General features: G+C 51.4%; 14 protein-coding genes. 1 reads left to right on the forward strand and 13 read right to left on the reverse strand.

The genetic code is table 11. The features are described 5' to 3' along the window. The 7 genes from P9H32_RS04210 to P9H32_RS04240 form a co-directional block, all read right to left on the reverse strand. Positions 1-1,593 (reverse strand): alpha-L-fucosidase (locus P9H32_RS04210; protein ID WP_322607624.1); only part of this gene is annotated, 1,593 nt, incomplete at its 3' end. A 356-nt stretch (positions 1,594-1,949) separates the two neighbouring features. Further along, positions 1,950-4,757 carry an outer membrane protein assembly factor BamB family protein gene (locus P9H32_RS04215; protein WP_322607625.1) on the reverse strand — a complete coding sequence of 936 codons (2,808 nt, stop codon included), beginning with the start codon at positions 4,755-4,757 and terminating at the stop codon, positions 1,950-1,952. A 193-nt stretch (positions 4,758-4,950) separates the two neighbouring features. Beyond that, positions 4,951-6,978, reverse strand: coding sequence for a serine/threonine-protein kinase (locus P9H32_RS04220; protein WP_322607626.1), 2,028 nt, complete (start codon positions 6,976-6,978; stop codon positions 4,951-4,953). Beyond that, positions 6,975-7,562 carry an RNA polymerase sigma factor gene (locus P9H32_RS04225; RefSeq protein WP_322607627.1) on the reverse strand — a complete coding sequence of 196 codons (588 nt, stop codon included), beginning with the start codon at positions 7,560-7,562 and terminating at the stop codon, positions 6,975-6,977. The genes P9H32_RS04220 and P9H32_RS04225 overlap by 4 nt, the downstream gene beginning before the upstream one ends. A gap of 472 nt (positions 7,563-8,034) precedes the next feature. Continuing rightward, on the reverse strand, positions 8,035-9,705 hold the full coding sequence (locus P9H32_RS04230; RefSeq protein ID WP_322607628.1) for a sulfatase family protein: 1,671 nt from the start codon (positions 9,703-9,705) through the stop codon (positions 8,035-8,037). 66 nt (positions 9,706-9,771) lie between these two features. After that, the gene (gene galB, locus P9H32_RS04235) at positions 9,772-12,222 is read right to left on the reverse strand and encodes a beta-galactosidase GalB (RefSeq protein WP_322607629.1); all 2,451 of its coding nucleotides are present in this window, start codon (positions 12,220-12,222) and stop codon (positions 9,772-9,774) included. A gap of 81 nt (positions 12,223-12,303) precedes the next feature. Beyond that, positions 12,304-15,177 (reverse strand): outer membrane protein assembly factor BamB family protein, encoded by a 2,874-nt coding sequence (locus P9H32_RS04240; RefSeq protein WP_322607630.1) that lies wholly within the window; start codon positions 15,175-15,177, stop codon positions 12,304-12,306. A gap of 274 nt (positions 15,178-15,451) precedes the next feature. On the opposite strand from P9H32_RS04240, the gene P9H32_RS18160 reads away from it, so the two are divergent. After that, entirely contained in the window at positions 15,452-15,664 is a 213-nt protein-coding gene (locus P9H32_RS18160) for a LuxR C-terminal-related transcriptional regulator (RefSeq protein WP_431311694.1), read from the forward strand. Here P9H32_RS18160 and P9H32_RS04245 read toward each other — a convergent pair. The 6 genes from P9H32_RS04245 to P9H32_RS04270 form a co-directional block, all read right to left on the reverse strand. Then, positions 15,578-16,897 (reverse strand): Gfo/Idh/MocA family protein, encoded by a 1,320-nt coding sequence (locus P9H32_RS04245; protein WP_431311695.1) that lies wholly within the window; start codon positions 16,895-16,897, stop codon positions 15,578-15,580. The genes P9H32_RS18160 and P9H32_RS04245 overlap by 87 nt on opposite strands. A gap of 183 nt (positions 16,898-17,080) precedes the next feature. Continuing rightward, positions 17,081-18,478, reverse strand: coding sequence for a sulfatase-like hydrolase/transferase (locus tag P9H32_RS04250; protein ID WP_322607632.1), 1,398 nt, complete (start codon positions 18,476-18,478; stop codon positions 17,081-17,083). Between the two features lie 19 nt (positions 18,479-18,497). Next, the gene (locus P9H32_RS04255) at positions 18,498-19,871 is read right to left on the reverse strand and encodes a Gfo/Idh/MocA family protein (RefSeq protein WP_322607633.1); all 1,374 of its coding nucleotides are present in this window, start codon (positions 19,869-19,871) and stop codon (positions 18,498-18,500) included. A gap of 32 nt (positions 19,872-19,903) precedes the next feature. Next, the gene (locus P9H32_RS04260) at positions 19,904-20,887 is read right to left on the reverse strand and encodes a 3-keto-disaccharide hydrolase (protein ID WP_322607634.1); all 984 of its coding nucleotides are present in this window, start codon (positions 20,885-20,887) and stop codon (positions 19,904-19,906) included. 46 nt (positions 20,888-20,933) lie between these two features. Next, positions 20,934-22,535 carry a sulfatase family protein gene (locus P9H32_RS04265; protein ID WP_322607635.1) on the reverse strand — a complete coding sequence of 534 codons (1,602 nt, stop codon included), beginning with the start codon at positions 22,533-22,535 and terminating at the stop codon, positions 20,934-20,936. 44 nt (positions 22,536-22,579) lie between these two features. Next, positions 22,580-24,988 (reverse strand): glycosyl hydrolase family 95 catalytic domain-containing protein, encoded by a 2,409-nt coding sequence (locus P9H32_RS04270; protein ID WP_322607636.1) that lies wholly within the window; start codon positions 24,986-24,988, stop codon positions 22,580-22,582. Between the last annotated feature and the right edge of the window lie 27 nt (positions 24,989-25,015).

The following is a 25,015-nucleotide window of genomic DNA, read 5'->3' on the forward strand; positions in this document are numbered from 1 at the left end:
CTGCCAGCTGAGTTTCATATTGCTGATCTTAAAGCCGTTACAGTTCGGATTCGGCGCGTTTTCAGGAAGGTCAATGGTCAGGGTTTTATCCTCATTGATCGTATAATTCACAACGCCGTGACCAAACAGTTCGACCTTCGCTTTTTTACCCACTTCATCGACGCAAACCGATTTCAGCGTCAGCGTATGATCTGCCGGCCAGTCCATGGCAAACGCATAAACGGTTTTCCCATCCTTACTCTGCGTATACCGGACATCCTCCTCCGTAAAGTTGGATCCTTCGTGTGCCAAAGAATTCGCGGCACCCTGATGCCCGGTAATCGTCTTCGTGACGCCCTCACCATAGGTGAACCACGGACGGGTTTCGAAAATTCCTTCGCCACACAGATCGTTAAATGCACCCAACGCTTTCAAGCCGCTCATGAACTCAGGCGGAATCGTTCCGGTATGATCTGGTCCGACGTTCAGCAACATACACCCGTTTTTCGCCACAATATCAACAAACATATCCACCACGATATCATCGCTCTGCATGCGAGGATTTGGATAGTAGAACCAGGCGCTCGGCGATGTGTCGGACAACCACGGATAAGCCGTCAGTCGCGGCATATTTCCCCGTTCCAGGTCCAGCGTCCCGTAATAAAGCGGATCATCGCGGCGGGACTTATGAGCCACGGTCGGCTGCGGCTGTCCATAGGCGTGGGCCTTATTATAAAAGTTGGCAAACATCTGGTTCTGAATATCGGGATCCATCCAACCCAGACCAAAATCAAACCAGAGCAGATCCGGCTCATATTTATCCACGAATTCGGCCACGACATCACGCCAGTGTTCCTGATAATCACGCGGGATTTTTTTCCACTCTGATTCTCCCTGCCATTTATATTTGACCCACCTGAAGCCGTCGTCATCAATATAGGTCTCAGAAATGGGATAGCGCTCCTTTCCATATAATTCAGGGGCTTCCGCGCCATCAAAATTCCAGGCCCCTTCGTAATAACGATAGGTAAACCCATGATGAAAGGTACCTATAAATTTTATATCGCGTTTGCGCAGGGCCTTCGCCATTTCACCGCAGACATCCCGTTTCGGCCCCATTTTTGCCGCATTGTAGGGATTGATATCGCTGTCCCACATGTAGAACCCGTCATGGTGAGTCGATACCGGACCGGCAAAACGCGCCCCCGCCATCTCAAAAAGGTCCGCCCACACTTCCGGATCAAAGTTCTCCGCCTTAAAATGAGGAATAATATCCTTAAACCCCGTCTTCGCCGTACCGCCCCAATATTTTTCGTGATAAGCAAACCCGCGGGACCCCGGCAAATACATCTGCATGCCGTACCAGCCCAGTTGCCCCGTATTCAGCGGATCTTCAAACTTCAGCGCTTCGGTTACCGGGCCCCAATGGGTGTAGATACCCAACTTGGCATCACGGAACCATTCGGGGTCCTGAAAGTTGGCTTTGAGACTCTCGGCATTCGGTTCAATGACAGGAAGCGTTTGCGCTCGCCCCATCGCAATCGCCCCGCTTTGACACAGGGTAACCATGCCCAATACAATTAAATAACCTGGCTGCAAATGCATTTTTTTCATGAGCGTTCCTTTATTCATCATTTAAACGTTGTCTTCACCGAAGGTGCGTAATCCCCTGATTTCTCAGCCGAAAACTGAAGATGCAGACCGCCCGGCCGTTGATTCCAATCAAGGGTCCCAATCATTCCACTCCCCCCGAATACAACCTGCTTTTTTGCTGAACTCACCAGCACGGTGCCACATCTTTTCAAATCAGTATCATACAACCATCTGCATCACAGAGAAGAGTTGGGACAGCGGCTATATTTTTTCTTCATTTCGACGATGCTGTTTGAAATCGATTCTTCAACAATTGAGCCGTTCTCCGAATGTAATCGTTAAAACGGAAGGTATCGCAAACCCTCGGCGTCGTGTATTCAATGATAACATAATTCACCTTGCTCATCATAAAACGGAGTCTCCAGTTCAATATCCAGGAACCGGAAAAGACCGCAGGGGATCGTAACCGTGGCAGAAGAATGATTCACCGGAATCCTGCTCTTTTCCAACAGATCCGTAATTTTACGCGGTCTCACCGTATTAAACTGAATGGTCACTTCTTTATCTGACGGGTTGAGATACCCCCCATCAATCAAGGTCAGGCGAAGATGCGAGGGGGAAGTCTGCGCGCAAACCCAAGCGGCATCGCCCGATACCGTGAGGGGCAGTTTTTTCGCCGCCGCTTTGATATCCGCTTCGACCCGCTTGTAATATTGATCCGCCGCATAGGTTTTTGTTCCATCGGCCGAATAATATTTTTTTCCGTCGGTAATATATTCCTTCATGATGTTCCGATACAACGGGTGCAGATGATCCTCCATCCTGCCGCGAGACGCATGCTGATCGGCAAAGACGCCTTCCTGCGGTGGCGTAATCAGAACCATTCCATTTGAATACGAAGGCAGGAAATTCTGGCGACGCTCTTTGGTCCCCGCAGCATAGCGTGAAAAATCCCACGCCACTACAGGAGCAGCCGGCCAGGAACCGTTCATTCGGTTAAAAACCATCGGCTCCCCTTTTTCAATGTGCTCATCCCAGAAAGTCGTCCACTTCACATCAGCCGCCTGATTCATATAATCGGTATCCGGCTCAATCATACTCAGATGAACCGGACTAAAGCTGACAATCTCATCTCGCTCAGGAATATAGAGTGCTCCTTGCGCAACCAGCTCCCAATAGATACTTAAATATTCCTGGTCGACGGGGTGATTGTTTAAAAATTGAGCACCGCTGGAAAGATGATAAACCAGCATGCGCAGAAAGTGATTCGGCAGGCGTTGCGTCGAAAACTGACGCAACCGGTCAAAACTCGGATTATCCATCGCACAACGCGTCCCCCACTGATCCACCACGCCGCTGGCCCAGAGCCCCAGACGTCCGGCAATGCTCAGGTCCATCGTCTTATCGGACGTTTCTTCCATCGAAGGAACGACGACCCCGGCATACGCACCGGAAAGCAGTTTCTTCCACGCATACTGGTACACATTTCCCTGCCAATAAATATTCTTATTTCGCAAAAACACGTTGACGTTTTTCCCCTGTGCATGCGTTGCAACCGGTTCAAAAAGGTGATCAACCAGATAGCTCAAATTTTCACTGTGATCCCCCATTTCCGGCCAGGTAATAACCGTCTTTTTCCCGCCGGCGCCATCAATCACTTTCTTCAGCGTTTCCGGGTTATAGAAATAAGGGTCATTTCCATGTCCCCCCCAAAACTGAATTCCAGGGGATTCATCATAGGCTGAAAGCAAGGTATCCACCACCTCTTGAGACGTGAGTGTATACTGTTTATGACGATGCCTTTTATTCCGATAGTACTCGTTATCAATTTCCGTGCGCCAATCGCGTAATTCAGCATTACATTGGACCGAATTCAGAAAGATCATGTGAGCATATTTATTCGTCAACGATTCGACTAAACCCTCAAGACCACGCGTCCCTTCCGTTAAAAAATAAACCGGCAGCGGATCCCGCTCGTATTCAGGCTTTTCAAAGTTCGCCAGCTGTCTGCGTGCGGTGGCCGTATTGGCAAGTATCGCCTCGATTTTACCCGGTGGAGTCAGCTCTTCGTATTCCGACTTCCAACTGGATTGACGAGGGTCGATAATGTGAATACAGCTTCCCCCGCTTTGGGCACTGGCCAGGATGAAGCGGCCGTCAGTATCCTTGCACATATCGTAATACGCATGCCGGTTCGACAACAGCTCCGTTCGGTCAGCATCCAGATCCGCCGGAGCAATCAGAATATTCGAGCCATAAAAAATCGCATACTGCGTTTCCCCGGAACCATCCTCAAGCAGCTCTGTCTGTGTAACCCGATACCCCGCACCGCATTTTGCATTCAACTTTCGTGTTCTGTAGATATCCAACACCGTATCTTTGTCCGTTTCGATGTCATATCGAACGGCCCGTCCCGCATCGCGGTTCAACGTACTTCCCATTATAATCTCATCCGTACCGTCTCCATCAGGATCCAACGCGCGGAAATCCCCGACCACCGTGCGGCACTTATGACTGAGATTCGGCAGATCTTCCAGCACATCGAACAAGTAGACATAGCCCGGCATCTGCATGTTATTCATCACGCCATGTACGGCCAGTTTTTCAACTCCATCAACGGTTACCGGACGCAGAAAATTAGCAATATGCATTCCGTCAGGCGGCAGGTGTCCCTCCATATTCCCATAAGCCTTTTCCTTGCCGTATGTGCGGGAATGAATGGTTTTTCTCAGCTTTCCTTTGGCCGTCAGATAATAAATATTCAGATCATATCCGCCGCAAACGACATAAGGTCGGCCGGTTTCGGCGTGCACCACACAGACCGCATACATCGGCGCATCATTTCGTCGGAATGTCCATTGAACCACACCGCGATGATTCAGGCAGTACAGCGATCCATCCGCGTTTGCCACCATGATTTCATCAATTCCATTGCCTGTAAGATCTGCGCACCACATATCATGCACCATAAAACCTGACAGCGGATTCGTCCAAAGCTCGGTTCCGTCATACGTATAGGCAGCAACAGTCCCCTCATAGCTTGCACTGACGATAAATGAGGTTGACCGAGCCGTTGCCGCACGCACCTTCATCATCGTAAATCCGGTATCAAAACTTGAAATCGCCTTTTTACCGGCGGCCACGGAGCCCATTAACGCCAACATCAATAACAATATACTTTTCATCAATATCCCTCAAACCTCTCGAATGAAGACGCCATTCGAATTACCCGATTCAAATCCGGGAACCCAACAGTCCGTCAGATAAAAACAATCTGAGAGCTGAATAAAAATTGAGACAGTGAATCTCGATTTTTTTTATCAACCACTCGCCAGGCCGGAAGATATACCCGACGTACGGGAGAGAGAGGAAAGCCGATCAGTCGACTTCAATGATTTCCAACGGTTCAATCGTCTGGATTCGAGCACGCAATTCAGCGGGATCAACCGACCCGCGCCGAATCAATATCCGTTTCAATTGAAGCTGCGTATGCTTTCGCGCCAGCCGCACAGAACTGCATTCACTCAGATCCAGCATTTCAATGGAAAGATGATCAATCTCGCTCAACGCCAGCTCCCCCGCCGTTTTAACCTTCAGCGATTTGATCGGAATAAAGCGTAATAAACTTCGGCCCCGGCGCCCCTGTAAAACGCGCAGGAAAAGACTCGCCTGGTCCGAGTCGATCGCTGCAACCGCCGTTTCCTGATCGTATTTCATCGAAAAATGTTCCGGTCCGCCATTCAACGCCGACAGCAAGGCCTCAAGCGGTAACGCCAGGTCCTCATGATTCCCTTTCAGCGCGGCCGCATGATAACAAAAAACCCGCTCCAGATATCCCGGATTCAGCTCTTCCGATGCAGTCTGAGCAAAGGTGAATATTTCGGTGAACGCAGCACGACTCGGACGGTTTGTTTCTGAAAAACTGTACGAAGGAAACGCCCGTGCAAGCTCTAAATAGGTGGGATAGTTCTGAGGGTCTTTTAACGCTTCCTCATAATTCAATGTCAGACAATGCAGATAAAATTGCATTCGACGGCCGATCCCGCTTTCCGGGTCCAGCTGTAAGGCCATATCCAATAACGGGCGCGCCTCCGCCTCCGCCCCTAAAGGTCGGTCGTAAATACCGACATTGATCAAACTCCGGGCCGCGAGGGCCAGCCGGTCCGCTAACTGTTTTTTCGTCAGATCCGACTCCGCGGTCAACAGGTCATATTCAGACGAAATCGCATTGACCTTTGTCATCAGCTGGTTCGCACGACTCCTCTCTTCCTCGGTCACCATGGCCTGCCGATTCAGCCGTTGTATAAACAGAGCCGACGAGGCCGACAGCATCACCACAGCCAGAATTGCGATCAACGAAGCCATCCGGTTTCTACGTAAAAAAAGATGAGCTTCCTTAAAAAAGCCCGACTCTTCCGCCTCCGTAGAATACCCATCCAAAAAAATCTTAATCTCCTGCCGAAGCTGCATGACCGATTCATAGCGAAAAGCCGCATCGCGCGCCGCAGCCTTCAGCACCACCGCCTCCAGACTTTTGGAAATACGTCGGGCCGGAAAAGAAGCGCGCAAAGGAGCAATATCCTTATGGACTGTTTTTTCAAACACCTCATCAATGGAGCCCGTAAATGGGGGTTCCCCGCAAAGAATCGTATGAAGGATGCAACCCAATGCATAGATATCGGTTCGTTCATCTTTCGGTTGATCCGCCAGAATCTGCTCGGGGGCCATATAGCCCGAACTCCCCCGGACAGGTCCCATCCCGTCTGCCGGTGCAGCCATCTTGAGGAGCTCAGCATCCTCAACCGTCTCCCCCTTTTCGAGCACCTGCGCCAACCCCCAATCGCACACCAGCACTTCCCCAAAGCGGTCGCATTGAATATTTTCAGGTTTTAAATCTAAATGAATCACGCCGCGAGAATGAGCATAAGCAACCGCATCACAGACCTTCTGAAAAATCTGCAACAGCTCTGTCCGAGGCGGCGGATCATCCGCCAGAATCAAATCCTGCAGACTGGTATTCCCTTTCAGATCCATCGTGAAATAAGGAACCCCTTCTGAATCCACCCCGGTGTCGTGCACCTTAATGATATTCGGGTGACTCATCATCGCGACCAGCCAGGCCTCCCGCACGAACAGGTCGTAGAATTGAAGACCGCGATCTTCGCGCAGACGCGCCATCGCCACCCAGCGGCGACTTCGATGATCATACGCGCGAAAAACATCCTTTAACCCGCCCTGCCCAAGCAATGCGTCTCGGCGATAACGTTCATCACACTGATTCAGCGCAATATAAGCCGGACAAATACTCTCGAGCATCTCGTCATCCTGCCGTTCCGCCCGTTCATAAATGTCGGCCAACATGTCGTCGGTCAGCAACGAATCAGCGTCCTGTTCATCCGGGTTCATGATTCCAAATCCGCCGTTAAATCCAGCACTTCAAGATACAGACGATTCTTCACCCGCTTCCTCAACGTATAAACCGACGAAACGGTCAGTCCGGTTTTCTCTGCAATTTCCCTCGCAGAAAGCCCCGTCATACCCAATTCAAACACATGGATCGCCTGCCCCTGAAACACGGCGCGTACCCGGTCCATCGCCTGTCTGGTAATATAGGTCGCCCATTCCTTTTCGATGATGGCATCAACCTCCGCAGGCTGAACCTGCAGCTCAGTCTCTGCGCGCAATCCATCCAAGCGACGCTGATAACTCCCGACCCGCCGAAAATGACCAAACGCGGCATCACGGATTTTAGCGCTAAGCCACGGACGGAAGCGTCCCTTCTCACGATCAAATTCAGCGAGATCGTTCAACAGCTTCATCAAAACCTGCTGACAAAGATCATCCACATCGCTATCCGCTACATTCAACTTGTGTAGAATAAAATAGATGAAACGCCGGTAATGCTCCACCAACCGCTCCCAGGCCTCTTCATCCCCCAGGTCTCGGGCTCGATGAATCAAGGTATAACTCGTATTTTGTCCATTACCCATAACGATTCAGGCGTCCTGTTGCTCCGGAGAGAAAATAGAAATAATACGATAGAGTAAAGCACTCTAAAGGTTAAAAAATACGCCCTGTGCATCTGTAACAGCAATAGTTGAACCTCATAACGTGGAATCCACGTCTATTACGCAACCAGCCTGTGCTCTGGAAACGAATCAGACGCTGTCGCATCTGAAACATCCTTCGTGAAAGGAACCTGACCCACTGGCATAGGAAGAGTGACATAACTCCCCACCATTCCATCATAGGCATAAACCCCGGTTTTCCCGGGGTGCGGGTAAGTTATCAAAGCCTTAACCTCAACCGGAATTCCAGTAGAATCCGCTTCAACACTCTGATGATTGATCGTGAGCATACGGGTGAGAGGTGTCTGTTTTTCAGCAACGCACCACGCGGCGTTTAAAACCAACGCAACACCGTATGGGAACTCGTGCACGACTAAACGCAGGAATGAGGGAACTATTTAATCGTGATTTTCCCCGTTTCCCGTAGATGACGATAATGATTTGAAATTTTGATGGCTTTAGCCCGGCTCTCATCATCATACGCCCAGAATTCGTTAATCACCTTATTGATCGGAAATTCAGGATCATCTTCACCCAGTTCTGCACGGCGTTCTTTCAGCTGCTCTTTCAGCTTTTCAATAACGCCCGTATATTCCGGATTATCGTAAACATTATTATCTTCCGTTGGATCAAGTTTCAGGTCATACAACTCCCAGGCTGGCGGAATCTGAACCTCGTCAGAATCAATAGGAGCGCCATAGAAAAAAATCAGTTTGTAGCGCTTGGTGCGGATCGCGATATGGCCCGGATTGTCATGATGTTCCATATGCATCCAGTAATGATAATAGGCACACTTTTTCCAGTCCGCGGGTTCCACACCCGTCTCCAGAATCGGCTTAAAACTTTTTCCGTGCATATAGCCCGGCGTTTTTACCCCCGCAAAACCGAGCATCGTCGGCGCGTAATCGATGTTTTCCACGATGGCGTCAGAACGCCCGGCTTTCACGGCTTTTGGATAGCGCACAATGAACGGCATCCGCATCGATTCCTCATACGCCCACCGTTTGTCAATGTAGTCATGTTCTCCGAGGTAGAACCCTTGATCGCCCGTATAGATAATGACCGTATTGTCGTAGAGCCCCTCGGCTTTCAGATAATCAACCACGCGTTTCAAGTTATCATCGACGCCTTTAACACAACGCAGGTAGGCCTTTAAATAGCCCTGATACGCGTCCCCGAAAATCTCTTCGTCGCTGAGTGATTGGTCGAGCGTTTTACGCCAACCCCGAAAGAACGGCTGCGTGTAATTACGGCGCAGATTGCGACGCCCGACGGAGGTACCGATGTAGCGGGTTAACTCGTCATGATCGCCGCGCGTTGCAATGGACCCATGATTTTTCCGATCGCGCATATTGTCCGGTTCAGGAATGGTCACATCCGCCAAATAGGATTCATAGCGCGGCGCATATAGAAAATTATCGTGCGGCGCCTTGAAATGCAGCTTAAGAAAAAACGGCTTGGTCGCATCGCGTTTATTCTTCAGATAGTCCAGGGCCGAATCGGCAATGCAATCCGAAGAATGGCCCTTCATCCTGACACAATTTTTATAGGTGACTTTGCGAAAGGTATGCTCTTCCGTCGCGCCGGTTTCTAAAAAGATCGGGTCAAAATACGCCCCCTGCCCCGGCAGCACTTTATAATAATCGAACGTGACGGGTAGTTCATGCAAATGCCACTTACCAATCACCGCCGTATCGTAGCCCGCCTTGCCCATTTCAATCGACAAATAGTGCCGCTCTTTCGGCAGCGCATCAAACAACGTGGGGCATCCATTCACGGCGGAACTCTGCCCGGTCATAATGCTCGCGCGGCTCGGGGTGCAGATCGCGTTCTGACAAAACGCGTTTTCCATCACCATCCCCTCCGCCGCAATCGAATCAATCGTCGGCGTTGGGTTCAGCCCGGCCAGCCGCCCGCCATACGCGCCAATCGCCTGCGAGGTATGATCGTCTGACATGACAAACAAAATATTGGGGCGGGTTTCAGCGAACGCGCCCGACGACGCCATCGCCAACATTCCCGCGACGAATACAGCCTTTTTTTTCAAACAATACGGTACATTCATTAACTTATTCCTATTCATCTACGATCCCTGCTTTTTGTTCTTCAAATCAAACGGTTCAACAGGCGATTACTTGGCCTTAATCGAGATCCTTTTGGCCGCCAAGCCATCCGACTCGGCGAGCAGCTCAATCGTCCCGCTCTGCCCTTTCACCGAGCGGATAAACACCAACGCCTTGCCGTTGAATACCTTTCGTTCTTTCGAACTGAACGTCGTCAGATCCGTAGGATCGCCATTGCCGACAGCCGCGATTTCGCCCGGCCCGGAAATCGTGTATTTCACCCGGTTCTTGGTACGCGGAACCGTCATTCCATCCGCATCCGCCACACGCACCGTCACAAAGGCCAGATCCTGCCCGTCCGCCGCTATGGTGCCGCGATCAGCGTCGAGCAGGAGTTGCTCGGCCGCGCCGGTCGTTTGAACGGTTTCTTCGGCCCAGGGCTTGCCGTTTTTATACGCGACCACCTTCAGTTCGCCGGGTGCATACACCACATCGTCCCAGCGCAAGCGATACTCGTACGGCCCCTTGACTCTGCGGCCCAATGACATTCCATTCAGGAACAGCTCGGCTTCATCGCCGGACGTGTAGACATGCACCGGCGTCACCTGCCCGATTCGTTCCGCCCAATTCCAGTGCGGCAGGATGTGCGCCATCGGCTTTTCCGGCATCCAGCGCGACTGATAGAGATAATACCGGTCTTTCGGGAAACCACAGAGATCGACGATGCCGAAATAGGAACTGCGCGGGGGAATCTCTTTGCCCAGTGCGGCCATCTCTTTCTTGACGCGCTCGCGCACAACCGGGTCGGGGTAATTCAACAGATTGGTTTTATCTTTATTATACGGCGTCGGCTCGCCGATATAATCGTAGCCCGTCCACACAAACTCACCCATCACATAGGGGTGCTCATCCTGCGACTTAAACTCGGTGTCCGCAGGATAGCCGTTACGCGAAGCATACAATCCATAATCGCTAACCTGAAACCAGCCCCCGTTCCCCTCGTTCTGGCTCTCTGATACAGGAAAAAAATATTCTCCGCGCGAACTGATGCTTGAGGTCGTTTCACTGGCATAGAAAGGCAGGTTGGGAAAACGCTTCCGAATGTTGCCATACAACTCCGGCTTATAGTTAATGCCCATCACATCGGATACCGCACCGAATCCGTTGGTCGCCGCCACGGCTCCGGCACAACCGAATGTGCTGGGACGGGTGGCATCCTCGTCTCGCACAATGTCCGCCAGGTGCGTGACCATCGAAACATCTTCCATCCTACGCGCCTCACGCACTTCGTTGCCCGTGCTCCACATAATCACACTCGGATGATTTCGGTCACGACGGACCATTGCCCGTATATCGCGCTCATGCCATGCGCCAAACAAATGCGCGTAATCATTGACCGTCTTCTCCATGCGCCACACATCAAAGGATTCAACGACCACCAGCACACCCATGCGGTCGCAAAGTTCCAGCCATGACGGATCCGGCGGGTTATGTGCGGTGCGGATCGCATTACAGCCAAATGATTTTAACGTCTCCAGCTGACGCTCCATCGCGCGCCGGTTGACAGCCATTCCCAACGGACCGAGATCCGAATGCTGACAAACCCCGTTGATCCTCGTTTTTTTGCCATTCAGGAAAAAGCCCTGTGCGGTAAATTCAATCGAGCGGATCCCGAACGTCGAAACCACCGTATCGACCGCCTTTTTGTCTTTAAAAACCGTCGTCGTTACTTGGTAGAGGTTGGGCGTTTCCAAACTCCACAGCTTCGGCTTCTTCAGGCGGATGGAACAGAATGCGCCCTTCCCCTTTTCCAACACCTTGTCGGAATTTAATTCCCTGATTTCGTGACATATATCCACTTCATCCGGCGCCGCGCCTTTCAATTCCGTCTCAATGCGGATCGTGGCCTTCTTTTCAGATACTTCCGGTGTTGAAACAAAAACGCCCCATTGATCCACATGCACCGGATCCGTTTTCACCAACCGCACATTGCGATAGATGCCGCCGCCTGGATACCAGCGCGACGAGTCATCTAAATTATTCAGCCGCACCGCCACCACATTTTTCTGTCCGGGTCTGACATGCGGCGTGATATCGAACCGAAACGAGGTATAACCATACGGCCACTCGCCAGCCCAACCTCCGTTTACCCACACGGTCGTGCCGGACATCGCCCCGTCGAACTCGATAAATACGCGCTTATTCTCATCTGCGGCAGGAAGCTCAAACGTTTTGCGATACCAACCGATGCCGGGCCACGGCAGCTTACCGGTCCGATTCGGAAGATCTTTGCGGAACGGACCTTCAATGCCCCAGTCGTGCGGGACATTCAGCGTCCGCCAGCCGGAATCATCGGCATTGATTTCATAAAGCCCTTCCGGCTCTTCTTGATGAGAACCGTTCGGCATCGGCCCGAAACGGGCAAATTGCCAGTTCTCATTAAAATCGATCGTCTCGCGGGCATACCCCTGAGACAGGGCTGCGCCCAATATCAGCAGGATCAGTTTGTTTTTAATCATTATTAAAACTCTCTGTTTTCATCTTATTTCCAAAGAAATACGTTTGTCTGATGCGGGCCGGTTCATTCAACCGGATCTCAATTAACCATTATCCGGAAAAAACGGCTCCTGAAGTTCAATATCAATGAAGCAAAACCCGCCTACCGGAACGTGAATCTGAGTTTGTGACGGTGAATTCAACTCCAACACATTTCGCGACAATACATTGGTCACCTTGACCGGAACGACGGAATTAAAATGCACGCACGCCTTGCGGGCCTTTGGATTCAGATACCCACTATCCACCAGTGTTAAACGCAGATGACGTTCATCTGTCTGTGCACAAACCCAGGCGACATCACCGGATACCGTTATCGGCAACTGCTGCGCGCCGGCTTCGATGGCATCGGATACGTTTTTATAATAGCGGTCCGCGGGATAGGTTGCAGAACCATCGGGCGCATAATAATGCCGCCCATCCGTGATAAACTCCTGCAGGATGGTGCGGTACATCGGATGCAAATGATCCGTCATAGCACCACGGGGTGCTTTCGTATCAGCAAAGACCCCGTGCTGCGGCGGGGTGATCAGAACCAAGCCCTTCGGATACGGCGGGAGGAAATTCTGACGCCGATCCTTCACGCCGGACGCATAGCTCGAAAAATCCCATGGAGTCACCGGCGCGCCCGGCCAGGATCCATTCATCCGACTGAACACAAAGGGATTGTTCTGCTCAAATTCCTGATCATAGAAAACCGTCCATTTGCTCTCTTCCGCATCTTCCAGATAATGATGATCCGGATCTTTCATGCTCAAATGCACCGGAGAAAAACTTACGATCTCTTCGCGTTTAGGAATATACAGTGCCCCTTTGGCCACCAGTTCCCAGGCCAGACTCATATAATCCGCATCCACATAGGTGCAGTTGAGAAAGGTTGCTCCCCCGGCCATATTGTAGACCATGTTCCGCAGAAAATGGTTAGGCAGGCGCTGATAGGAATGCTGACGCTGACGGTCAAAACTCGGATTATCACGCGAACAGCGCATACCCCAGGAATCCAGCGCGCCACTGACCCACAGCCCCATACGACCCGCCACACTTAGGTCCTGCGTTTTATCGGTTGTCTCCTCCAGCCCGGATGTAAAAATATCCGAATACGCACCACTGAGAATCCCGGCCCATGCCGGCAGATAAACCGCGCCCTGCCAGAAAACATTCTTGTTCCGTACATAAATATGGGCATTTTTACCGCGCATATAATCCGCCAGCGGATAAAACAGATGATCCATCACCGCTTCAAAAGCCTCCGAGGAGCCGTTCATTTCCGGCCAAATAAAGACCGTCGGCTTTTTGTCTGCGGCATCAACCAGTCCACGCAACGTCGCCGGACTGTAATAGTACGGATCCGTTCCATGCCCAGCCCACATAGAGACCCCGGCCGCCCCGTCGTATTCTGTCGAAATATCCGCAATGACCTGTTCCTGCGTCCAGTCATATTTTTTGCGGCGGTCGCGTTTTTTCAGATAGGAAGGGTTATTCTTCAGCACCGTCTCACGATCCCAATCTGCCGGATCCTGCACATGATTATTCCACAGGTACTTCAGGAACACGGGACTGTTGTAATTTGCGGCAATCTGCTTCGCAACAGGGTGATCCGGATTCGCCTGCGTCAGGACCACTTCCACCGGATCGCGCTCCCAGGCCGGCTTTTTAAACGTGGCTAACCGGGCCCGAACATCAGCGGTCATCTTTAAAATCTCCGCAATTTTTCCGGGCGGTTTCAAATTGGAAAACGCCTCTTTCCAACCCGGTGTTCGCGGATCAATCACGTGCAGACAACTGCCGCCGCTTTGTGAACTGGCCAAAATCAAACGGCCGGCATCATCTTTCCACAAATCATTATAGGCATAGGTTCCTCCCAGCATTTCCGGCGGGGTTTGGTCTGTGGAATTCAGGTCGTCACGCAGCACAATATGGGTTCCGCAAAGCATCAGATACTGAAAGTCATCGCCCTTCGGAATCGTTTCCACCTGCGTCACGCGATAACTGCTGGCTCCCATTTTTCTGGGCAGCGTATATTCCTGATAGGATTTGCTATCCAGATCAAAACGACTGATCCCCTGATTGCCTAAACTGGACGATCCCAACAAAAGCTCTGCGGTACCATCTCCATCCGGATCGCATACCCGAAAATCACCCACCATATCCGTCAATTCCACCGGATACCGACCATACGGCCGATCAGCAAGCGCTTCAAAAAGGTAGATACTGCCCCGCGCCTGCATATGATTACAGGTTCCGACAAGGGCCAGATGTTCCGACCCATCCGCCTGCGGAACCGGGCGAAGGAAATTGGCATTATGCGCGAATCCGGCCTTCGAGCGAAACGGCTCCTTCCACGGCCGCTCTTTGGAATAAGTGACAGACTCCACTGTTTTTGCCAACGTTCCATCCGCCCGCACATAGTAGATATTCCGGTCAAAGGCACCGCAAACCACATACGGTGTTCCATCATCATCTTTCACTGAACAAACGGCATACATGGGGGTGAGGTGACCGCCGTCATTCGGCAAAAACTGCCACAACTGCGCGCCAGTGGCTGCATCGAGGCAGTAGATGGTTCCATCGGCATTGGCCACCAGAATCTCATCGTCCGCAGTTTCGGTGATATCCGCGCACCACATATCATGAATCATGAATCCGGACAACGCGTTGGTCCACAGCACAGAACCGTCATAATCAACTCCAAGTACAGTGCCTTCATACGATCCGGCCACCATAATTTCTCCGGCTCCTGTCTCCGCCGAACGCACCTTCATGATCGTGTATCCGGTATCGTGGCTCACCAACGGCGCACGGCCCTTGGTCGATAATGAATTCGAATCCCGCGCGCTACGACGGGACTTCTTGGCCACTGCGTCCGTCGTAACCACCGCAATCAAGCTCACCAAAACAAAAATACTTTTTTTATTCATTCCCCACCTCAGTTCTTTCCTCAAATCAGTCATTTTACATCCCTCACTCGTCGCATTCCTTTTTTCTCTGCGTCTTCTTTTTTAAAATCCATTCCACCGGAATATCACGATAATCCGCATTGGCCAGCGGCAGATTCATGGCGGTACGGATCTGCCTGGCATCGGTTGTTTGTTCATGCGAACCTATATCCCGTCTGGTTCTAAATGCTCTGAATTCCAACCCATTTGAAAATAAGAACCCTTACGAGCGAAACAAGTCCTGGAATTGCTGGCGATGGGCTATGTCAAAAAAGAAGTCGCCGACAAACTAAACCTCAGCTACCGAACCATAACGACGTATGCCGAGAACATTTACAAAAAGCTTCAAGTTCCGAACATTGCCGCGGCTGTTGCGACCGCCCTATATGTTGTAATACTGCTCCCATCCTTTTCGAACATGGTCTTTCAGCAAACGATTGGCCCATTCATTATTTGTAATCTGCTTTGATTCACGATCGAATTCCAGTTCTCCGCCCAGACGTTGCGCAATGCAACCAAGCACAAGCATTTGCGTAAGCGGCCCAGCCACTGAAAACGGAGAATTGGTTTTTTCATCGCCGCGACACGCCCGCAAAAAGTTTTCATAGTGGTCCGAGTGCTTTCCAAATTCGCGAGGAAGTGCCCCGGCAACCAGCAATTCACGCATCTTTTCATACGGCACAATCTGGAGCGTTGACTGATGACTGCCCCCTTGAAAGATCATTTCTTTCGAGTAGATAAACTTGCCGGGTTTATTGACCTTTCGTCCCGCAAATTCTTCAGGAACAGGAGCCATATTTTTCTGACCATCATACCAATCAATATCCATGGCCGGCATGGCGCCGCGGGCAGGAAAAGCAAAGTTGATGGTTGATTCCAAAGGAAAGATAAAATCGTTACGGCCAACCAAGTGTTTGGCCGATATTTTTTCAGGAAGTCCCAAATCAAGGAACTGATGAATCGTATCCAGAATATGCGCCCCCCAATCCCCGAAGCATCCCGTTCCATACTGATGCCAGCCGCGCCAATTTCCGGGATGGTATTTTTTACTGTATTCATGGAATTCTGGCGATGTGCCCTGCCAGAGATCCCAATTCAGTTCAGCTGGCAATTGCTCACCCGGCGGATAGCCCGTCACGTCCCCCCATGGATGCCAACGTCGCCCTTTATTCATATAGGCATCCACATGCGTAACATCCTTGATAATACCCGCCTCCACCCAGGCCTTAAACTGATACAGGTTATTCTCGGAATGTCCCTGATTCCCCATCTGCGTCACGACGCCATATTTTTCTGCGGCCTTCATCATCAGTTCTACTTCCTGAAACGTCCGCGCCATCGGCTTTTCAACATAAACGTGTTTGCCCAGACCCATGGCCATCATGGTTGCTGGAAAATGTGAAAAATCGGGCACACAGACAATGACGGCATCAATCTCATTCGCCATCTTGTCAAACATTACCCGATAATCAGTGAATTGCTTCGCATCTGGGAAACGTTTAATTGTGTTGGATGTCGACTCACTTCCAAGTGCCACGTCGCAGATCGCGACCATATTACAGATCCCGGTCTGGCGCATAGACTGCAACAGGTTATTCCCCCGCCCGCCCAAACCGATGGCCGCCACATTTACTTTCCCGTTTGCCCCCATAACTTTACCGGGGATAAGGGAATACCCCGTTGCTGCTCCGAGCGTCGCCATCGAATGTCTTCTAGAAATTTTCACTCCATCTCTCCTAATATTAACTTTTGTTCCAACTACAGCTTGATCTTTCGTCCCAACCGGGATCATCGTTTTCTTATAGGCCGATCATGATGAAGAAAATTCTGAGGACTTCTCCTACGATTCCGATACCAACCTAAAGGGGCTTTGCACATAGACATCCTATGGAGCCTGCTTGGGGTGATTTTCGGACGCTCCCCTTTTCGTCGAAATTTTTCCGGCTTTCGAGGCAGTGTTCACCCTGAATTTCTTGTGCCCCTTAAACGGAATAATGGTGTAGGAATCATCGATTTGGGTAACCTTCATGTATTCCCGCATCGCACCATTCAAACGTTCGTAAGCTTCCGGGAAAGCTGCCGGGTCCACTTTATGTTCGCTATAGCGCGCTGCACTGGAGGAAACGGGAACCCGGTAAAATGTTCCGTTTTCATGAATTTCAAAACGCTGATCACGCACCATGTATAATCCACCTTCCCACCCCAGATAGACAAAGTCGCGATCCTTGCCCGGTGTGCCGAACAGATTGTGTGAAAGATCCATTCCGTCAACGGTATACGTCATCGACAGCCCCGTCAGTCCCGCCAGTGTCGGAAATAAATCGGCATGGGTAAAGAACGACTCCCGCAGCCCGGGGGGAACCCGCCCCGGCCAGCGTATAATATACGGTATACGCCAACCGGACTCTTTGAGATGAAGCTTACCGCCCTGCACTTCCAAATCACCCATATGACTGGTGATTGCCGCCGGAGTTCCATTATCCGCCGTAAAGATCACAATCGTATGATCCGCAATACCCAGCTCATCAAGCTTGTCGAGAATGCGGCCAACCATCAAATCCGCATAGGAAACCATCAGACCGAATGAATCATTATCGTTTCCGCAATCATCCGGCAGGTTGTGTTTGATCTCTCCGCCGAGCCGCGGCGGCTTGTGAAAGGGTTTATGGGTCAGCACCATCGGATAATAGGCAAGAAACGGGTGCTCCTTATTCTCCTCCATGAAGGTACAGATCCTGTCACAGAACAGATCAGGACCATATAATCCTTCATACGTCTTACTACGGCCATCGGCATAGATCACAGGATCACGATACCGCTCATACTCAACCCCCTCATAGTAATCGGAAAACAGAAAATAGTCATCAAACCCATGCTCAACCGGCTGATTCGGATAGAGGTCAAAGCCTCCCAAGTGCCACTTACCGGAAATCGCGGTTTTGTAGCCATGATCCTTAAATAAATCTCCAAAGGTTGGAATATGCGCCGGCAAACGATTCGGCGTGCCCTTCCCCAGACGCTCTAGAATCCCGCTCCTGTTGGTATAGAGCCCCGTAAGAATCATCGACCGGCTCGGAGAACACGACGGGGTTCCATACGCATTGTTCAAGATTGCGCCCTGCTCCGCCAGCCGATCGATGTTCGGTGTAAGAAAACCGGTCGTTCCATAACAACCGATGCTCTCCGCACCCAGATCATCCGCCATGATGATCACCACATTCGGCTTCGTTCCCGCCAGACAGCTAGCGGAAACGAGACCGAGAAACGATAGCATTATTTTCATATGCATCGTTGTCATGGCACTATGCCTTCCAGAGATCTTCGCCGTATTCCCACCCCTTGCGAACGGGTTCTTTAACGAAGGCATTTAACTCGGGATGATTGGTAATCTTCATTTGCTTCGCATCCCATTCAATACGTTTCCCGGTACGGATCGCGAGACCTCCCAGCAACACCATCTCTGTGAGCGGCGCGGCATAATCAAAGTTCGAGCCGGGTTTCGGGCCGCCCTTGACTGCACGGAACAACTCATGAACGGGATCCATATTCACACGCGGCAACGGACGCAGTTTCAAAATATCTTTATATTTCATCATGTTTTCACGCGGCCAGAGCTGCGGACTTTCCGGACGAATACCCGGTGCATAAAGTGTTTCTTCAGAACCCACCATATACATTCCCCCGCCTTTAGGCAGTTTGGCCATCCCCGGTAATACAGGCGGACGTCGCGCCCCTTCATACCAGTGAACTTTAACCGGAGGTAAATCACCGCGTGCGGCAAAATGATACGTAACATGAGCCCCGTTAACCGTGTAATCCATATTAACCGGCTCATCCAATTCAATATCCACGGCCGTAGGCATACCGAGATTCAGCGCCCAGAATGGTGCATCGAGTGTGTGGCAGCCAATGTCGCCCAGCGCCCCCACACCATAGTCCCACCAACCCCGCCAGAGTTTCGGCACATATTCCGCACTGTAGTCGCGCTCCGGCACCGGGCCCTGCCACAGATCCCAGTCGAGTCCTTCCGGCACCGGACCGGTTGCCGGAGGAATAGCCGTTGGCTTGATAAACCAGGGTTTTCTCGGGCGATCAGTCCAGCAATGCACTTCACGGACTTCTCCTAGAATGCCCGCCTGTACCCATTCAACAATCAAACGTATGGCTTCAGAGGTGTGTCCCTGATTCCCCATAACGGTTTGCACACCGTATTTATGCGCCGCCTTCTGCAGCGTTCTCAACTGCCATATATTATGAGTCAGCGGTTTCTGCACAAAGACATGTTTCCCCTTCTCCATAGCCGCCAGCGTCGCAGCAAAATGAGAATGATCCGGTGTGGCCACACAAACGACATCAATCTTATCCCCCATAACGTCGAGCATCTCGCGATAGTCTTTAAATTTTTCAGCCTGGGGATTGGCTTCAAAAGAAGCGGCCGGACTCCGTTTTCGATACAGCGCCTTATCAGCACGCCAGTCGACATCGCAAAGAGCGACAAGATTTTCCTGTTTGCTCATTTGAACGGCATCGGAGCCTTTATTGCCGATTCCAATGCAGGCCACATTCAGTTTTTCATCCCCCCCCTGACCAATGGAAATATTCGGGACAGCAAAACCGCCGGCTGTCAAAGCCGCCGCACCCTTCAGTAAACCTCTTCGCTTCAAATTATTATTCATCAGATTTTCTCCTGTTCAATTAACACATTCGTTTATAAAGGCCGGACCCAGATATTCCTGTACTGGACCGGATTGGCATGATCCTGAAAAATGATCGGTCCCGTTGGGTGCTCTCCCCGGGCCGCCGTTCGTTTAGTCAGCTTGGAAAAATCGCCTGCCACATCTTCATGAATAAGCACTCCGTTCAAACGCACCGTTAAACGAACATCTTTAATCTTTTTACCCTGTGCATCGAATCGCGCTGCCCGGGCAATCACATCATAAGTCTGCCACAGACCGGGCGGATAAACCGCATTCGAGTCCGGCTCCCGGATTTTATAAATTCCGCCCGCCTCATCGTATTTTCCGTACAGCCCGAAACTGTCAAGCACCTGCGTTTCATACAGGCCGTAATGAAAAATGCCGCTGTTTGCACGCTGCTGCCCCACCTGATCAACCATATACGGCAGCTTGAATTCCGCATGCAGTTCATAATCTCCAAATTCCGCCCGGGTCCGAATATCCTGCTTAAACTTTTTACCTTTGTCTTTTCCCGAGACTTCGATCGCGCCGCCCTCAACCAGCTTCCAGCCGATTTCACGCTTACCGATCGCAGACTTCAGCGCATCCACTCCGGAACCATCAAAAATGACGACGGCATCTTCAGGCGCTTTTTTTCCCAGAGTTGGCGAAGGTTTAAAATTCACGCGCTTCAGATCAAATTCCGCACCGTTGACCGTGCCGGACATGGCATCATCCAGAATATTCAATTCCATGGATTCCACCGGCTTCAATGTTTCCGCCAGAAAATGAAAACCAGCCAACGGTTTCAGCCGCGAATCCGGCTTCGGCCTCAGCTTAACCTCATAACGATCTTTATAGCGAACCACATGGGCATGCACCTCACTCGACTTTCCCGCCACCGTCCACCGGCCCGACCAAATGCCTGTATATGAATCCGGAACCGTTCCGAACTCTGTTGCATACGCCCCCGTCAAGACGGCCCCGAGGGCCACCATAATTCCTATAAACTTCATCGTATAAGCTCCATTACTGATTTTACATTTAAGAGGTATTTCTTTTTCATTTTTTCTTTTTTCCTGCAGCCATTTCGACGGGATCTCCCTCCGGATGGCGGGCTTTATATTCCTCAGGCGTCATCCAGGTGATCGACGGCCACCAGCCCGTGTCGTTCGAAAGGCGCGGCCCCTTGGTTGAGCGCCCGTTGCAAACCATGTCGGTCAATTTGGCTTCCAGCATCTGTGCGACCTCCGGATGACGGTCGATTACATTTTTCTTTTCCCCGATATCAGCGATCAAATCGTAAAGTTCGCACGTCTTTTTTCCGTAAGACATCACCAGCTTCCATTTGCCTTCGGTGATTGCAAACTGTCCTGTTTTGTTATTCGTGGCGATGAGCGGCATGCGCTCAAACCCGGAAGAGGGATGAGTCAGAACATCAGCAAAACTCTGGCTGTCTTCGGCATAATTTTCCGGAAGCTTTATGCCGATGATATCCGCGATCGTCGCCATCATATCCACCTGACAAACCGGTTTGTTCCAGATGCGCCCGCCCTTGATAACGGCAGGCCAGCGAATGACAAAAGGAACGCGATGTCCACCTTCATAGTGCGAACGTTTTCCATCTCGAAGCACCCCGCTGCTGTCGTGATCAAACTCCTTGAGACGACCTTTCCATGTGCCCTCCGGACCGTTATCGCTGGAAAAAAGAATCAGCGTATTATCCCGCAGCCCCTGCTGATCCAAATAATCCAGCAGACGTCCGATGTGATAATCGGTCTCCATCACAAAGTCGCCATATCCGGCACACTCACTTTTGCCGATAAAATCGTTCCGCGGCGCCACCGGCTCATGCGGAGACGTCATGGAAAAATAGAGGAAAAACGGTTTTCCGTTTTTGGCATCATCCGTCTTTTCACCGATCCACTCTATTGCTTTATCAGTGAAGCGGGTGAGCAACTGATCATCTTCCCAGTCGGGAGCAACTTCGCTGATAAACCGCTTGTTCTGGATGGTTTCCTCCGGCTGATCCTTCAAATCCGTGTAATACGGTTTATTGATACGCCAGCGCGGCCCGAGACCGGGATTCGTTTTATGATAGGTCAGCAGGCCCGGCTCTGCCGCTCCCGGTGCCAGCCCGCGGTTCTCAAACCAGGCACACACCAGTTTCGGCGAAATGGGAATACCAAACCAATAATCAAATCCACGATCCAACGGCCCCTCCAGAATCGGCTGAGACCAGTCACGTTTTCCGTACTCGCCCGGCAGACGCATCCCCAGATGCCACTTACCGATGCAGGCCGTGTGGTAACCGTTTTCCTGAAGCATCTCCCCGAGTGTCAGACGATCTTCGGCAATCATGGAGGGTTCATCCGGGCCGCCCACTCCGTTTTTGAGCGTCGTCCGCCATGGATAGCGCCCCGTCAGCAAGCCATAACGCGACGGTGTGCATGCCGATCCTGCAGAATGCCCATGTGTGAAGTTAATCCCTTCCCGGATCAGCCGATCCATATTCGGTGTCTGAATTTTGGATTCAGAATTCAGGGCACTGACATCGCCATAGCCCTGATCATCGGTATAGATAATTAACACATTCGGTTTTTCAGATGCCAGGCTGGAGATCGATATCAGCCCCAAAATAGAAATAAAGAGTCTCTGTTTCATAACGGCCTGATTCCTTTTTTTTTCACGCTCGACGGCCTTTGATTTCATTTTTCAACTTCTTTCAGCAGAGCTGCATTCAACCGATAGGTCTTGCCGGCTTTCAGATCCAGTGAGCGACTCAGCTCCTTGTACCGAATCTCACAAGAACCATCCTTCCCGGCATAGAGCACGGCGGATTTAAGTTTCCCGTCGGCCCAGCTGATATCCATTTTATGACCGCCGCGAATGAGCACTCCGTTGAGGGATCCATCGGCATAGCTCTCCGGCCAGCCCGGCAGCAATTCCACAAAACCCGGCTTGGACAACACCACCATCTCCATCAGCAACCGCGGCATGCTCAGTGCAGCATCCAGATTGTATACTTTGTGATTCGGATTATGCGAAGTGACGAATCCGGAATACAGATACCGGCGGCGTGCAAAGCGATCGAGATTGACCTGCACCTTTTCCGCATCACGTAACCGCGAAGCCATCAGGGCCGCATGCATCAATCCATGAGCGGAGGTCGTGTCGTAGGCAAAACGTTTTTCGAGGGCGACCCGTGCCGCCTGCTCAAGAACAGGATCCACCCCCGGCGGCACCAGTTCCATGCCGGGATAAACCGGATACAGATGTGAATTATGGCGGTGTTTATAGTGGTCTTTGTATTGCGCCGGAATCCATTCGGCCAGAGCACCGTCTTCGTTGACCCGATAGGCCGGAAGATGTTCGCGGATTTCCTTCCAACGCGCGATATCGTCCGCAGGAAGACGGAACTGCTCTCCCAGCTCCAGCAGAACATCGAAACATTCTTTTGCCACAGCCACAGAGAACGTCGCATTTTCAGTCAAACGCTCTCCCCGCTTCCCCCCCGGATCATTCTCCGGCGACTGACTGGGAATAATATCATAGACTCCGTCCTCACCGCGCAGCAGATAATCTTCATAAAACAGCCCCAGCTCCTGATAGAGCGGCAGAACCTTCTCTTTCATGAAAACATCATCGCCGGAGAGCAGCGCATAATCATATAAAGGGCGGATATTCCACCCCGTACCGCCCACCCAGTACAAGGCGGGATGCACGGCATGGAAATGCGTTTCATATCCCGTTTCGGGATCCATATTCAGCGATGCAAGAATTCCGCGGCAGCCTACGTGGTATTTTGCATTGGCTCTCCAGCCCGGCAGCTGCCGCTGGATATATTCATAGTAGGCTTCTGCGCACTCGGGCAGGTTCCCCATGCCGAAAGACGAAATCGCCAGATTGACGTTCGAGTTTGTCGTGAAGCTTCCGCCCCATGCCGCCCGCCAGGCCGCCCCCCAGATGCCCTGCAGCGGCGCAGGATATTTCCCGGTCGTGGAGATCAGCAGATAACGTCCCATCGCATGAACTTTTTCCAGAAAGTGAGCCGATACACCATTCTTACGAATGTCAGCCAAAAGCTGTTCATTCGACTCCTCGCGCCACTTCCGGGCGCAACCCATATCCAAGGTCACCCTACGGAACATATCCCCATGCTTCAATGCATGCGGCTTCAGCAATGCTTCATATTCCAGCGGAAGCTTTTCGAGGGTTTTCTGTATCCTTTTCCTGCTGCTGGTCCCGCCCTGCTCCAGCAGCTCAATCCGGATCAGAACCAGAACCCGCTCGACATCTTTAATCCGCAGCAGATCACCGTCACGGCTCATCGAACCGCCTGTCAGGCTTACCCGGCCCACGCCGTCATACCCCCGACGATCAAGTGCATAATCGGCGTGATAAAACAACCACCCCGGTTCCACACCGGATGTAATGGAATTGAATGCTCCGTTGATATCGATATTACGATATAGCGTTTCGCTGGAATCGATACGCCCCGGCCGTTCCGCCAAACGCAATGTAAGGTTCAGCTTCCGCCCTTTAGTCGACCGAAGCTCCACCACGTTGATGTTGTCAGCCTGTGAGGAAAATACCCGCTGCTCAACCTCGTTGATTCCGTCGCTCCAACGCGAAAGCGCCTCTCCATTTTCCAGATTCAGCGCCCGGCGGAATTGCACAACCTTTCCGTCACCCTCATGTATAACTTCCAGATCAAAAGCCGGGTGCGGAACAACCGGCCATCCGTCATTGGTAATTCCCTGAGGTTCCAGCTGTTTCCGAGCCTCCGCCACCGCCAGTTTTGCGGCACCGGCGGGATCGCCGGCCCGAATCAGCCGGCGCACCTCCGGCAAATCATCTGCAATATCCGCCACGGCCCGTTTATCGCGCTCCCAGGCCGGAATAAACAATTCCTCATGGACACAGGTAATGGTTTCTTTGCCGGCTTTCCCCCAAATCATGGTTCCGTGCCTTCCATTGCCCGTCACAAAGGCATCCTCCCACTTTTGCGCCGGCTTCTCCGACCATAAAGTCCAGCGACCGGAATCAGCCGCATCGACCCTATTGACAACAGCCAACAGCGTCAGCCCGACAGCTATAAAACTATTTCTGCTCATTATCAGTTTCCTTATTTAGCTTCAATC

The sequence above is a fragment of the Pontiella agarivorans genome, from assembly GCF_034531395.1.
In the GTDB taxonomy this organism is placed as follows: domain Bacteria; phylum Verrucomicrobiota; class Kiritimatiellia; order Kiritimatiellales; family Pontiellaceae; genus Pontiella; species Pontiella agarivorans.

What these genes read in the sequence shown, in the direction of transcription:
- P9H32_RS04215 (WP_322607625.1), bottom strand. Translation starts at nt 4,757, where the DNA reads ATGAAAAGTATATTGTTATTGATGTTGGCGTTAATGGGCTCCGTGGCC.
- P9H32_RS04220 (WP_322607626.1), bottom strand. Translation starts at nt 6,978, where the DNA reads ATGAACCCGGATGAACAGGACGCTGATTCGTTGCTGACCGACGACATG.
- P9H32_RS04225 (WP_322607627.1), bottom strand. Translation starts at nt 7,562, where the DNA reads ATGGGTAATGGACAAAATACGAGTTATACCTTGATTCATCGAGCCCGA.
- P9H32_RS04230 (WP_322607628.1), bottom strand. Translation starts at nt 9,705, where the DNA reads ATGAATGTACCGTATTGTTTGAAAAAAAAGGCTGTATTCGTCGCGGGA.
- galB (WP_322607629.1), bottom strand. Translation starts at nt 12,222, where the DNA reads ATGATTAAAAACAAACTGATCCTGCTGATATTGGGCGCAGCCCTGTCT.
- P9H32_RS04240 (WP_322607630.1), bottom strand. Translation starts at nt 15,177, where the DNA reads ATGAATAAAAAAAGTATTTTTGTTTTGGTGAGCTTGATTGCGGTGGTT.
- P9H32_RS18160 (WP_431311694.1), top strand. Translation starts at nt 15,452, where the DNA reads ATGGGCTATGTCAAAAAAGAAGTCGCCGACAAACTAAACCTCAGCTAC.
- P9H32_RS04245 (WP_431311695.1), bottom strand. Translation starts at nt 16,897, where the DNA reads ATGGCGACGCTCGGAGCAGCAACGGGGTATTCCCTTATCCCCGGTAAA.
- P9H32_RS04250 (WP_322607632.1), bottom strand. Translation starts at nt 18,478, where the DNA reads ATGAAAATAATGCTATCGTTTCTCGGTCTCGTTTCCGCTAGCTGTCTG.
- P9H32_RS04255 (WP_322607633.1), bottom strand. Translation starts at nt 19,871, where the DNA reads ATGAATAATAATTTGAAGCGAAGAGGTTTACTGAAGGGTGCGGCGGCT.
- P9H32_RS04260 (WP_322607634.1), bottom strand. Translation starts at nt 20,887, where the DNA reads ATGAAGTTTATAGGAATTATGGTGGCCCTCGGGGCCGTCTTGACGGGG.
- P9H32_RS04265 (WP_322607635.1), bottom strand. Translation starts at nt 22,535, where the DNA reads ATGAAACAGAGACTCTTTATTTCTATTTTGGGGCTGATATCGATCTCC.
- P9H32_RS04270 (WP_322607636.1), bottom strand. Translation starts at nt 24,988, where the DNA reads ATGAGCAGAAATAGTTTTATAGCTGTCGGGCTGACGCTGTTGGCTGTT.